The following is an 11,906-nucleotide window of genomic DNA, read 5'->3' as shown; positions in this document are numbered from 1 at the left end:
GATTTGGAGGCAATATCTCATTGGACGGTAACGAAGTAAATCCACACAATCGTGATGGCTTGCCACACGGACAGCCCTGAGCGCCCTCGTGGCGGCCACAACAACACAAACAAGAGACATGGCAGCCGCCCGCCCCGGAGCCCGGCCGCCGCCAGGAGGATTTCGCCATGCCAACCACGCCCGCCCTGCCCCGCGCCAACCGCCGGGCGATCGTCGCAGCCACCATCGGTAACGCATTCGAGTGGTACGACTTCATCGTCTTCGGCTTCCTGTCGGTGATCATCGCGAGGCAGTTCTTCCCGTCGTCGAACTCGACCGTATCGATGCTGCTGACCACGGCAACCTTCGGCAGCGCGTTCCTGATGCGGCCGATCGGCGGCATCCTGCTGGGCATTTACGCCGACCGTGCCGGGCGCAAGGCTGCGCTGTCGCTGGTGATCCTGCTGATGACGGTGTCCTCGGCCATGATGGCGCTCACCCCCGGATACGCGACGATCGGCATCGCCGCGCCGATCATCGTGGTGCTGGCACGACTGCTGCAAGGCCTGTCGGCCGGGGGCGAGTTCGGCAGCGCCACGGCGATGCTGATCGAGTACGCGCCGCCTCACCGGCGCGGCTTCTACGGAAGCTGGCAAAACTTCGGCCAATTCGTCGCTGCCGTGACGGCCGCGCTGATGGGCGCCCTGGTCACGCGCGGGCTGAGCCAGAGCACACTCGATGCGTGGGGTTGGCGTGTGCCGTTCCTGTTCGGCATGCTGATCGGTCCCGTCGGGTTCTACATCCGCACCCGGCTGCACGAAGTGGTGCCGGCGTATGAAGACGCCGACGAAGGCGCACGCGCCGCCACGGTCGGCAAGGCCGCCTCGACACTCACGACGGTCTGGCGCGAGCACCAGGCCGCACTGTGGATCGCATTCGGGCTGGTCGTCGCAAGCTCTGTTGCTCAATACGTGCTGAATGTGTACCTGCCAGTCTACGCGGTGACCCAACTGAAGCTGCCAGTGTCCGCACCGTTCATCGTGCTGATGGTCACCGGCACGCTGCGCATGATCCTGATTCCGCTGTTTGGGCTGCTGTCTGACCACGTCGGGCGCAAACCGGTGATGGGCGCCTCAATGGCGCTGTACGTGCTGACCATCTATCCCCTGTTCCTTTGGCTCGTCGCTGGGCCGAGCTTGCCGCGACTGCTCGGAGTGGAGGTCGTGTTCGCGGTGCTGATGGCAGCCGCACTGGGCCCCGCGTCAACCGCGCTGGCCGAATTGTTCCCCGCACAGGTACGGGCCACCGGCCTTTCGATTTCCTACAATTTGGCCACCACGCTGTTCGGCGGCTTCTCGCCGTTTCTCGTCACCTGGCTCATCAGCGCAACCGGCGACAAGATGATGCCGGCCTACTTCGTGACAACGGCCATGGTTGTCGGTCTTGTCGCGTTGTGGCCGATGCCCGACCTGGCACGCCGCACAACCAGTGTGCCATTCGGCACCAGCAATGGCACGACGTCGCGCTGAACGTCATCTCTTAAATTCAATTCGGATACCTACGATGTCGTCGATCCGCAACGTGCTTTTCGTGATGTGTGACCAGCTACGGGCGGATCACCTGTCGTGCTACGGGCATCCGTATCTGGCCACGCCTAACATCGACGGTCTCGCCCGACGCGGTGTGAAGTTCGAGCGGGCGTTCGTACAGTCGGGGGTGTGTGGTCCATCGCGAATGTCGTTCTACACAGGGCGCTACGTCGCCAGCCATGGCGCGACGTGGAACCGCGTGCCACTGTCGATCGACGAAATCACGCTAGGGGAATATCTTTCCGCGCGCGACATGAAGCTGGCGCTGGTCGGCAAGACGCACATGATGCCGGACAACCACGGTCTGAAGCGCCTACATCTGGATGGCGGCAATGCGCTCGGCGCGCTGCTGCGCGAGGGGCATTTCACGCTAGTCGACCGCTACGACGGGCACCACGCAGAACCCGCCGGCGGCTACGCCGAATACCTTCGCCGACAAGGCTACGCAAGCGACGATCCGTGGTCAGACTTTGTGATTTCGGCCGAAGATGCACAGGGCCGCATCGTCAGCGGCTGGCACATGCGCAATGCGCACCTGCCCGCGCGTGTGCGCGAAGCCGACTCCGAAACGGCCTATACCACCGACCAAGCCATCCGTTTCATCGAGCGCCAGGGCGATGCGCCATGGGCGATGCACCTGTCGTATGTCAAGCCACACTGGCCGTATATGGCCCCAGCGCCGTACCACAACAAATACACCCTCGAACAATGTCTGCCCGTGCGGCGCGCCGAGCGTGAGCGCGAGGCGCCACATCCGGTGACAGGTGCGTACTTCCAGCAGGAGGAATGTGCCAATTTCATGCGCGACGAGGTCATCGCCAAGGTGCGGCCCGCTTATCAGGGTCTGATAAGCCAGCTCGACGATCATCTCGGACGACTGTGGGAAACCCTGGACAGGCTCGGACGGTGGAAGGACACACTCATCGTTTTCACCGCCGACCACGGCGACTTCCTCGGCGACCACTGGCTAGGCGAGAAGGAATTGTTCTACGACACCGTGCAGCGCGTGCCGTATATCGTCTACGATCCGTCCCCCGAGGCCGACGCCACGCGCGGCCACAGCGACGCACGCTTCGTCGAGGCCATCGACACCGTGCCGACAGTGCTGGACGCGCTCGGCATGCCTGTTCCCGATCACCGCGTCGAAGGTCGCTCGCTGCTTGCGCTGACGCGAAACGACGCAGCGCAAACGCCCTGGCGAGATGCCGTCTTCTCCGAGCTTGACTACGCCTATCGGCAGGCACGCCAGATCCTCGGCCGCCGCCCCGACGCATGCCGCGGCTGGATGGTGCGCACCGACGCATGGAAATACATTCACTGGGACGGATTCGCGCCGCAGCTTTTTGATCTGTCCAACGATCCCGACGAATTTGTCGACCTCGGTACCGACCCGGCGTTTGACAACGTGCGACAAGCCATGCGCGAGCGCCTGCTGACCTGGTCCCTCGGCCTGCGCAATCGCACCACCGTGACGCATGACGACGTCGAACGCGGCACGCATCAGTACAAGAAGGCTGGGGTGTTCTACGGGGTGTGGTGAGCAACCGAAACGGCAGACAGTCGCTCGACCAATAGACGCACAGAATGCATTCGTAGGGCCCATCGAGCGCATCGGGTTCGTCCGGCGACCGGAGGCGCTTGCGGTGCGGCGGCGCATCGTTGATCCAATACGGCATGATCGAATGCCGTCAACGGCAGCAATACATCGAGCGGCATCCTGACGCCTACGCCCTGAGCATGCGACACTCCGCGCTCAGGGCGAGCAGATTCGGATCGCGCTCGCGGTTTTTCGGAAGCACCAACACGATATTCTGGCTGCGCGCATAGCGTTGCGTGAGCGGAATCAACTGCACCTTCGGACTGAAATCCGCAACGCGTCGCGGCAGCAACGCGTACCCGATGCCGCCGCTCACGAGATTGATCAGCGAAAAGATGTCGCCCACCTGCATCGCAATGTCCGGCGCGAATCCCGCGAGATCAAAGGCCGATTTGAAATCGTGATACGTCGCGAATTCGTCGCCGAGCGATACGAACTTCTCGTGACGCACGGCCCTGAGGTCGATGGCCTTCTCTTTCGCATACGGCGAGCCCAGCGGCGCCGCGAAGAGAATGTCGTCCTCGAACATGGGGATGACCAATAGGTCCGGACTCTTCGGCGGTGCGCCGAGGGCAATGACAATCGCGTCCAACAGACCGTCGTCCAGTTTGGACATCAGATCGCGATTGGACCCGAGCGTGAGATCGATATCCAAAGCGGGTCGGCGCATTTTCAACCCGACCAGCAATCGCGGAATCGTCCCGACCGTCATCGAGTACAGCCCGCCGATCTTGAGTCGTGTCGACGTGAATCCTGCTGCCTCGCGCGTGCGCTGCACACCAGTCTCGCACTCGCTCAGCATCCGCGCCGCATGCTCGGAGAACACATACGCCGTCGCCAACGGAATCAGCTTTCGACCGTCCTTCTTGAACAACGGACACCGGAGCCCAGCCTCCAGCGAGTGGAGCGCACGGTGCACGCTCACCGTACTCTGCCCGAGCACTTCCGATACCCGGGCCATATTCCCCAGCGCCATGAACGCCTGAAACACTTCCAGCTTCTTCAGGGTGATGCCGTCGTCAATTGCCATGCTCGCGCCTCACTTCGTTTCGGTACGTTTGCTTCGAACCGCCCAATTATTACCTTAAAGCTAATGAACCGACACCTAAGTTGATTGAAACGAGTGGTTTTGACGCATAGGTTAGAGGCTACTGACGACTCAATGGCTGGAGCCTCCGACATGCAAGAGATGCCCACAATCCCGGCGAAATGGCGTCGCCGGCGCGACGAAAAGGCGCGCCGCCTCGCGGCCGCCCGCAGGATCGCCCATGGCAAGGTGATCGAGACCGGCGACATCGTGGCGGCCCTGCAAGCGCTGATCGCACCGGGCGACCGCGTGGTGCTCGAAGGCAACAATCAGAAGCAGGCGGATTTCCTCTCGCGCTCACTGGTGCAAGTCGATCCGGACATCGTGCACGACCTGCACATGATCATGCCCAGCGTGGGTCGCGCAGAACACCTCGATCTCTTTGAAGTCGGCATCGCCCGGAAGCTGGATTTCTCCTTTGCCGGGCCGCAGAGCCTGCGCATCAGTCAGTTGCTCGCCGACGGACAGTTGGAGGTCGGCGCGATCCACACCTACATCGAGCTTTACGCACGGCTTGTCGTGGACTTGATCCCGAACGTCGCCCTCGTGGCGGGCTTCAAGGCCGACCGCGCCGGCAACATCTACACCGGCCCCAGCACCGAAGACACACCGGCGCTCGTGGAACCCGCGGCATTCTCCGACGGCATCGTGATCGTTCAGGTCAACGAGATCGTCGACGACGTGACCGACCTGCCGCGCGTCGACATTCCGGCGTCGTGGGTCGATTTCGTTGTCGTGGCCGACAAGCCGTTCTTCATCGAGCCGCTGTTCACGCGCGATCCCCGGCTGGTCAAGCCCGTGCACGTCCTGATGGCGATGATGGCCATTCGCGGCATCTACGAGCGGCACAACGTTCAGTCGCTCAACCACGGCATCGGCTTCAACACCGCGGCCATCGAACTCATTCTGCCGACCTACGGCGAGCGCCTCGGACTGAAAGGCAAGATCTGCCGGAACTGGACGCTCAACCCCCACCCGACCCTGATCCCCGCCATCGAATCGGGATGGGTCGAAAGCGTGCATTGCTTCGGCACCGAGCTTGGCATGGAGCGCTATGTGGCCGCGCGTCCCGACGTTTTCTTCACCGGTCGCGACGGCTCGCTTCGCTCCAATCGGATGCTCTGCCAACTGGCCGGTCAGTACGCCGTCGATCTGTTTATCGGTGCCACGCTGCAAGTCGACGGCGACGGACACTCGTCCACGGTGACGCGTGGCCGGTTGGCCGGCTTCGGCGGTGCACCGAACATGGGGCACGACCCGCGCGGACGCCGTCACGCCACGCCTGCCTGGCTCGACATGACGCAGCCGGACACCCTGCTCGAACGCGGCAAGAAGCTGGTCGTTCAGATGGTGGAGACATTCCAGGAAGGCGGCAAGCCGACGTTCGTCGAAACGCTGGACGCCGTTGCTGTCGCCAAACAAAGCGGCATGCCACTCGCCCCCGTGATGATCTATGGCGACGACGTGACCCATTTGCTGACTGAAGATGGCATTGCCTACCTCTACAAGGCACGCTCGCTGGAAGAGCGGCGCGCCATGATTTCGGCAGTGGCCGGCGTCACCGCGATCGGCCTGAAGCACGACCCGGCCAGTACGGCCAAGATGCGCAGCGACGGCCTCATCGCCTTGCCGGAGGATCTTGGCATTCGCCGAACGGACGCCAGCCGCGAGCTGCTCGCCGCCAAGAGCATCGGCGAGCTGGTCGAATGGTCGGGGGGACTCTACGACCCGCCCGCGCGCTTTCGGAGCTGGTAATGGACAAGACCCTCATTCGACGGATCGAGTCGCCGTCCCAGCCGATCGAGATCGCAACGAAACTCGCCACGCTCGTCGAGTCCGCGCTGATCGACGAAGTGACGCTCGCTCCCAAGCCGGGCCTCGTCGATGTTCGCGGATGCGGCGCACATCACGACCTCACATGGGGCTTGATGGTGCAGTCGGCCAATGTCTTGCGGCCGACGTTCGAGGCCATGGCCAAGGCCGGTGTGTTGATCGAAAACCCAATGCGCCTGCGCGAGCAGATCGGCCGTCTCGGGCGCCTGGGGGAAACGGCAATGCTCGCGGCGACCGGCGGCGTGAACACCCACCGCGGCGCCATCTGGGCACTGGGCCTTCTGATCACGGCCGCAGCGCAAGCGCCCAACGCCCTGAGCGCCCATGCCGTCGCGCGTCGCGCCGCAACGCTCGCGCGCCTGCCCGACCGCTTTGCGCCATGTGCCACCGGACATAAAGGCGAGCGCGCGTGCCTCGACTATGGCGTGGGCGGTGCGCGAGGTCAGGCATGGGCAGGCTTTCCGCACGTGACGAAAGTCGCGCTGCCCGCACTCAGGCGAGCCCGCGCGGCAGGCATGCGCGAGGACCATGCCCGTATCGACGCCCTACTCGCGGTCATGGCCACGCTCGACGACACGTGCGTCCTCGCTCGGGGGGGGCCCGACGCGCTGCACGCGATGCAGGCCGGCGCGAGCGCCGTTCGCGCGGCAGGGGGCCTGTCGACGGCCGACGGTCGACGCAAATTTCGACAACTCGAATCCGACATGCTGGCCCGACACATCTCGCCAGGCGGTGCCGCCGACATGCTGGCCGCCGCCCTGTTCCTCGACCGGCTTTCCGCAAAGGGGTCGTCGTCGCGGCTTAACGAATCACCGTTTCTGAGTCTTTAGGAAGCACGTCCATGGAAACGCTTCAATTTCATTTCTCCGGCGGCGCACCCAGTGCGGGCAGAGCCTGCGTCGGCGTCGTCGGGTCGGGCGACCTGGAAGTCCTGCTGTCTCCGGGCGAGCCGGGGCAGATCCACGTCGAACTCACGACCTCCGTCAATGGCCTGTCCGCGATCTGGCACGCGCAGCTCGAGCGCATCTTCGCATCGCACGCCTGGCCCGCGCTGCACGTGGAAATCAACGATTTCGGCGCTACCCCGGCTGTCGTTCGCCTTCGCCTCGAGCAAGCCCGCGAAGCCCTCGAATCTCCCCAATAAGGGCCCATCGAGATGACGAATACTCCGATACAACGAGACAGCTTCATCGAACGCGACGCGCGCCGTCGCGCCCTCGCCCTGCTCGACCCCGGCACGTTCCGCGAGCTTCTGGATCCGTTCGAACGATTGTCCTCGCCCTGGCTGCCCCAGCAAGGCATCGTTGCGCAAGCGGACGACGGTGTGGTCGTCGCCCGTGGCACGCTCGATTCGCAACCGGCAGTCGTTCTCGCCATCGAGGGCGCCTTCCAGGGCGGAAGCATGGGGGAAGTCTCCGGCGCGAAAATCGCCGGGGCCCTTGAGCTTGCCGTCGAAGACAACCGCCGAGGCATACCGACACGCGCGGTTATCGTCTTCGAGACGGGCGGCGTGCGTCTGCAGGAAGCCAATCTCGGCCTCGCCGCCATCGCGGAAATCCACGCGGCCATCCACGAACTCAGAACGTTCGGGCCCGTCATCGGCATCTCCGCCGGGGTGGTCGGCTGCTTTGGCGGCATGAGCATCGCCGCCGGCATGTGCAGCTATCTGCTGGTCACACGCGAAGCACGGCTTGGGTTGAATGGGCCGTCCGTCATCGAGCAGGAGGCTGGCGTCGACGAATACGACTCGCGCGATCGACCGTTCATCTGGGGTCTGACGGGCGGGGAACAGCGCCAGGCGACAGGCCTTGTCGACGCCTGCCTCGACGACGACACCGCACCGATTCGCGCGCAGGTGCTCGCATGGCTGCGGGCCGACGCCCCGAAGCCGCAGCGCAGCGAACAAATCGAGTACTACCTTGAGCGGCTGATGCACGTCGATGTGACGAATCAGCCTTCGCCCGACGACGTGCGCGCGCTTTACGCCGCCGCCCGCGCAGGAGACCCCTCATGAACCTTTCCGAACGTTCCTCGCGAGGCGCCGTGTGGATGCACGCTTTGACGTGCGACGCTGCGCACCGCACCGAGACCGATGACTACGGCAGCACGTTGCAGGTCGTGGATGCCTCGCTCGCCGAGTCCCCCGCTCGCTACATCGCCGTGATTCCGGACGAGAACAATCGCTTTCCCCGCGCACGACACGGCGAAGTCGGATTGATCGAGGGATGGCAACTGGCGCGCGCCGTGCGGGACGTGATCGCACGCGACCGAGACCGCGAGAGCAAAGCCGCCATCGTCGCCATCGTCGACGTGGCGAGCCAGGCTTACGGACGCCGCGAGGAAGCCTATGGCATTCATCTCGCGCTTGCGGCGGCGGCCGATGCCTATGCCGCGGCGCGTGTGGCCGGACACCCGGTGATCGGGCTCATCGTCGGGCGAGCGATGTCCGGCGCGTTTCTCGCGCATGGGTATCAGGCGAATCGTCTGGTCGCGCTCGACGACGCGGGCGTGATGGTTCACGCGATGGGGAAAGAGGCCGCCGCGCGCATTACGCAGCGTTCGGTCGACGAACTCGAAGCGCTGGCCGAAACCATTCCCCCGATGGCGTACGACATCGCCAACTTTGCGTCGCTTGGGCTGCTGTGGCGCCTGCTGAAGGTCGGTTCCGCCCGACAGCCCGAGCCGGAAGACGTCGGTGAAGTGCGGCGCGTGCTGGCGCAAGCGCTCGCGGACATCCAGAGAGATCCGTCGCGCGGTCTTTCCAGCCGACTCGGCGCGCCTTCCCGACAGGCCACATCGACGGTACGCGAACGACTGAAGGCACTTTGGTAGTTCGCCCCCGACCGCCCGGCGTGAACGCCGGGCCATCCACAAAACTCACCGCCGCGCGCCTGGAGAGCGATTGTCGGCCCAGATATCCGATTCCCGTTTCACCCCTGAATCCGACGACTCGACGCTTGCCATAACACCAGAAAAGACAGTTCGTCATTGCTTCAACCAGGAGACAGCTTGTGATTATTTACGGTACGACCCTGCTCGCGATTTGCCATCTCGCCGGCATCTTCCTTGGCGACCTGCTCGGCCAGGCCATCGGTGTGAAAGCCAATGTCGGCGGCGTCGGTATTGCCATGCTGCTATTGATCTTCGCTCGGCTTTATCTGCATCGGCGCGGCCTCATGCCCGCTGCAACCGAAGCCGGTGTTTCTTTCTGGGGCGCAATGTATATCCCTGTCGTGGTCGCCATGGCCGCTCAGCAAGACGTTGTCACCGCCTTGCGAGGCGGTCCCGTCGCGCTGCTTGCCGCCGTGGGTGCCGTGCTGGTCTGCGGCGTCGCCATCGCGCTGATCAACCGAACGGGCAACGCGCAGCCGCTTCCGCCGCTGTCCGAGACGGCACAGAACGCTTGAGAGAGGATCAGTCATGCTATCCATGTTCGAGAAAATATTGCACCACAACGGATTGGTCACCGCCTTCGCCCTCGTGGGCATCATCATGGGGCTTTCCATGTGGGTGTCCCGACGGCTGACATTCGGGCGCGTACACGGTTCGGCCATCGCCATCATGATCGGCCTTGTGTTGGCCTATTGGGGCGGCGCCGCCTCGGGCGGACAAAAAGGACTTGCGGACGTCTCGCTGTTCAGCGGTATCGGACTGATGGGCGGCGCGATGCTGCGCGACTTCGCGATCGTTGCCACCGCGTTCGAGGTACAGGTCTCGGAAGCCCGCAAGGCCGGTCTGATTGGCGTTGTGTCCCTGCTGCTCGGCACGGTACTGCCCTTCATCGTCGGGGCATCGCTCGCCCATGCGTTCGGCTACACCGACGCCGTGAGCATGACCACCATCGGCGCAGGTGCCGTGACCTACATCGTCGGCCCGGTGACGGGCGCCGCGATCGGTGCCAGTTCCGACGTGATGGCCCTGTCGATTGCCGCCGGGCTCATCAAGGCCATCATCGTCATGGTCGGCACGCCGTTTGCCGCCCGACTGCTGGCGCTGGACAACCCCCGCGCCGCCATGGTGTTCGGAGGACTGGCAGGGACCGTCAGCGGTGTGTCGGCGGGACTCGCCGCAACGGATCGCCGACTCGTGCCCTACGGTGCGCTCGTCGCGACGTTCCATACCGGCCTGGGATGTCTGCTCGGACCGTCGGTCCTGTTTCTAGCGACGAAGGCCCTTGTGCAATGACATTGGACCGCGCTGCGCAACGGCCATCGCTACGGCCCCACGATCTTCTCTGGTGTGACGATGTTGCGCTACCGGAGGGGATGGCGGTGCCGGGGTGGGTGGCTGACGCACTGGCAAGCGGTACGCCTGCCGTCGTGCGCAGGGCGCCGCTCGCGCAACCCGACCTCGTACCGGTCGGGTTGCGCGGGGCGTCCCGCGACCAGCGCATCGCGGCGCACGTGCCACGCCGTTCGGTGCGCCGCATCGTCTCGCCGGAATCGCTGCTCGATTGCGTCGCCGGAATCGAGCCCACAACACCGCTGCCGTGCCTCAGAGCACTTCGTGATCTCGCCCCGGTCCTCAATGCCTTGGGATTGCATTGGGGACCGACCGGCGGCGTCGGCTTTGCGCTGGCCACCGGCTTGCCGGCCCTGCATCCACAAAGCGATCTCGATGTCCTCATTCGCCTGCCGTTTCCGCCATCCGACGCGCAATGCGACGCGCTCGCATGGATTGCGCGCGACAGAACTTGCAGGATCGACGTCCAGATCGATACCGGGCGCGGCGGTTTCTCGCTTCGCGAATGGCTGCGCTCGCCGCCTCGCATGCTCGTGAAAACCGACCAAGGTCCGACACTGGTTGCGGATCCGTGGGGCGACGTCGGAGACACGACGTGAGCATCTTGTTCACCTATCCCGGTCAGGGGGGGCAGCGCCCTGGCATGCTGGGCGCATTGCCCGACACGCCCGAGGTCCAATCAACGCTGGCCGAAGCGCACGATGCCACCGGCATCGATCCGATGACACTTTGCAGTACAGATTCGCTTCGCTCGACCACCGCCGTGCAGTTGAGTCTGCTGATCGCGGGGGTCGCCATGACAAGAGCGCTCGCCGCACAAGGGGCCACCCCGCACCTTGTGGCGGGCCACTCGATCGGTGCCTGGACGGCAGCCGTCGCGGCAGGGGCGCTGGATTTCAGGGATGCGCTGGGTCTCGTGCACCTGCGAGGCCGCTTGATGGAGACGGCCTATCCGCGCGGCTATGGCATGACGGTGATTACCGGATTGTCCGCAGCAGCGGTGGCCGACATTGTGGAGGCAGTTCACACCGACGACTCGCCCGCTTACGTCGCGAATCTGAATGCCGAGCAACAGATCGTGGTGGCGGGCAACGATGCCGCGCTGGATCGTGTGCAAGCGCTGGCGACGAAAGCCGGTGCCGCACAGGCGGCTCGACTGGCAATGACGGTGCCGTCGCATTGCGCGTTGCTCACGGCCCAGGCGAGCACGTTGGCGCAAGCCACCGCGAAAGTGCGCTTCCAACGGCCAACGATGACCTACGTCAGTTGCACCCGGGCGCGGGCGCTTTTTCGTCCCGACGACATTGCAGACGATCTCGCCTGGAACATGGCCCGTCAGGTGAATTGGCATGACACCGCGCGTCACGCATATGAGCGCGGGGCACGGCTCGCCGTGGAAATGCCGACGGGCGGCGTTCTGACCCGGTTGACGCGGCCGATATTCGGGAATGACGGCGCCATCGACAGTGCCAATGAAAGGGTGAGTTCCATCGTCACGCGCCTCCTTCGATACCGGGATATGGATCGCGCTTGATCGCGGACCGTTCTCTCTGGCATTTCCAGCCATCGGGCGCACGCA

At 64.4% G+C, this 11,906-nt stretch carries 12 protein-coding genes; 11 read left to right on the top strand and 1 reads right to left on the bottom strand.

The window, feature by feature from the left end; all coding sequences use genetic code 11:
- The first annotated feature begins 167 nt into the window (after nt 1-167).
- Nucleotides 168-1,508 carry an MFS transporter gene (locus OYT13_RS03480; RefSeq protein ID WP_268567251.1) on the top strand — a complete coding sequence of 447 codons (1,341 nt, stop codon included), beginning with the start codon at nt 168-170 and terminating at the stop codon, nt 1,506-1,508.
- A 34-nt stretch (nt 1,509-1,542) separates the two neighbouring features.
- Nucleotides 1,543-3,108: a sulfatase-like hydrolase/transferase gene (locus OYT13_RS03475; protein ID WP_261939232.1), complete on the top strand. Its 1,566-nt coding sequence runs from the start codon at nt 1,543-1,545 to the stop codon at nt 3,106-3,108.
- A gap of 184 nt (nt 3,109-3,292) precedes the next feature.
- Here OYT13_RS03475 and OYT13_RS03465 read toward each other — a convergent pair whose 3' ends face one another.
- Nucleotides 3,293-4,195, bottom strand: a complete 903-nt coding sequence (locus tag OYT13_RS03465; RefSeq protein ID WP_268567250.1) for a LysR substrate-binding domain-containing protein — start codon at nt 4,193-4,195, stop codon at nt 3,293-3,295.
- A gap of 150 nt (nt 4,196-4,345) precedes the next feature.
- Between OYT13_RS03465 and mdcA the strand changes: the two genes are divergently transcribed.
- The 9 genes from mdcA to mdcH all read left to right on the top strand — a co-directional run bounded on the left by mdcA (nt 4,346) and on the right by mdcH (nt 11,861).
- Complete coding sequence (mdcA, locus tag OYT13_RS03460) at nt 4,346-6,007, top strand: malonate decarboxylase subunit alpha (RefSeq protein ID WP_268567249.1); 1,662 nt, start codon at nt 4,346-4,348, stop codon at nt 6,005-6,007.
- The gene (locus tag OYT13_RS03455; protein WP_268567248.1) at nt 6,007-6,915 is read left to right on the top strand and encodes a triphosphoribosyl-dephospho-CoA synthase; all 909 of its coding nucleotides are present in this window, start codon (nt 6,007-6,009) and stop codon (nt 6,913-6,915) included. The genes mdcA and OYT13_RS03455 overlap by 1 nt, the downstream gene beginning before the upstream one ends.
- Before the next feature lie 11 nt (nt 6,916-6,926).
- Nucleotides 6,927-7,229, top strand: coding sequence for a malonate decarboxylase subunit delta (locus OYT13_RS03450; RefSeq protein WP_017235507.1), 303 nt, complete (start codon nt 6,927-6,929; stop codon nt 7,227-7,229).
- 12 nt (nt 7,230-7,241) lie between these two features.
- A complete protein-coding gene (locus OYT13_RS03445) occupies nt 7,242-8,099 on the top strand; it encodes a biotin-independent malonate decarboxylase subunit beta (protein WP_268567247.1) in 858 nt (285 codons plus the stop codon).
- On the top strand, nt 8,096-8,917 hold the full coding sequence (gene mdcE, locus OYT13_RS03440) for a biotin-independent malonate decarboxylase subunit gamma (RefSeq protein WP_268567246.1): 822 nt from the start codon (nt 8,096-8,098) through the stop codon (nt 8,915-8,917). Before OYT13_RS03445 ends, mdcE begins: the two co-directional genes overlap by 4 nt.
- A 179-nt stretch (nt 8,918-9,096) precedes the next feature.
- Entirely contained in the window at nt 9,097-9,492 is a 396-nt protein-coding gene (madL, locus tag OYT13_RS03435; RefSeq protein WP_017235504.1) for a malonate transporter subunit MadL, read from the top strand.
- A gap of 13 nt (nt 9,493-9,505) precedes the next feature.
- The gene (gene madM / locus OYT13_RS03430) at nt 9,506-10,270 is read left to right on the top strand and encodes a malonate transporter subunit MadM (RefSeq protein WP_026132280.1); all 765 of its coding nucleotides are present in this window, start codon (nt 9,506-9,508) and stop codon (nt 10,268-10,270) included.
- Nucleotides 10,267-10,926 carry a malonate decarboxylase holo-ACP synthase gene (locus tag OYT13_RS03425; RefSeq protein WP_268567245.1) on the top strand — a complete coding sequence of 220 codons (660 nt, stop codon included), beginning with the start codon at nt 10,267-10,269 and terminating at the stop codon, nt 10,924-10,926. The genes madM and OYT13_RS03425 overlap by 4 nt, the downstream gene beginning before the upstream one ends.
- Nucleotides 10,923-11,861, top strand: a complete 939-nt coding sequence (gene mdcH / locus OYT13_RS03420; RefSeq protein WP_268567244.1) for a malonate decarboxylase subunit epsilon — start codon at nt 10,923-10,925, stop codon at nt 11,859-11,861. Before OYT13_RS03425 ends, mdcH begins: the two co-directional genes overlap by 4 nt.
- The last annotated feature ends 45 nt before the right edge of the window (nt 11,862-11,906 follow it).

Source organism: Pandoraea sp. XJJ-1, assembly GCF_026802345.1.
Classification (GTDB): Bacteria; Pseudomonadota; Gammaproteobacteria; order Burkholderiales; family Burkholderiaceae; genus Pandoraea; species Pandoraea cepalis.
This window is presented reverse-complemented; position numbering and strand designations above follow the sequence as displayed.

What these genes read in the sequence shown, in the direction of transcription:
- mdcA (WP_268567249.1), top strand. Translation starts at nt 4,346, where the DNA reads ATGCAAGAGATGCCCACAATCCCGGCGAAATGGCGTCGCCGGCGCGAC.
- OYT13_RS03475 (WP_261939232.1), top strand. Translation starts at nt 1,543, where the DNA reads ATGTCGTCGATCCGCAACGTGCTTTTCGTGATGTGTGACCAGCTACGG.
- OYT13_RS03425 (WP_268567245.1), top strand. Translation starts at nt 10,267, where the DNA reads ATGACATTGGACCGCGCTGCGCAACGGCCATCGCTACGGCCCCACGAT.
- OYT13_RS03480 (WP_268567251.1), top strand. Translation starts at nt 168, where the DNA reads ATGCCAACCACGCCCGCCCTGCCCCGCGCCAACCGCCGGGCGATCGTC.
- OYT13_RS03445 (WP_268567247.1), top strand. Translation starts at nt 7,242, where the DNA reads ATGACGAATACTCCGATACAACGAGACAGCTTCATCGAACGCGACGCG.
- OYT13_RS03455 (WP_268567248.1), top strand. Translation starts at nt 6,007, where the DNA reads ATGGACAAGACCCTCATTCGACGGATCGAGTCGCCGTCCCAGCCGATC.
- OYT13_RS03450 (WP_017235507.1), top strand. Translation starts at nt 6,927, where the DNA reads ATGGAAACGCTTCAATTTCATTTCTCCGGCGGCGCACCCAGTGCGGGC.
- madM (WP_026132280.1), top strand. Translation starts at nt 9,506, where the DNA reads ATGCTATCCATGTTCGAGAAAATATTGCACCACAACGGATTGGTCACC.
- mdcE (WP_268567246.1), top strand. Translation starts at nt 8,096, where the DNA reads ATGAACCTTTCCGAACGTTCCTCGCGAGGCGCCGTGTGGATGCACGCT.
- OYT13_RS03465 (WP_268567250.1), bottom strand. Translation starts at nt 4,195, where the DNA reads ATGGCAATTGACGACGGCATCACCCTGAAGAAGCTGGAAGTGTTTCAG.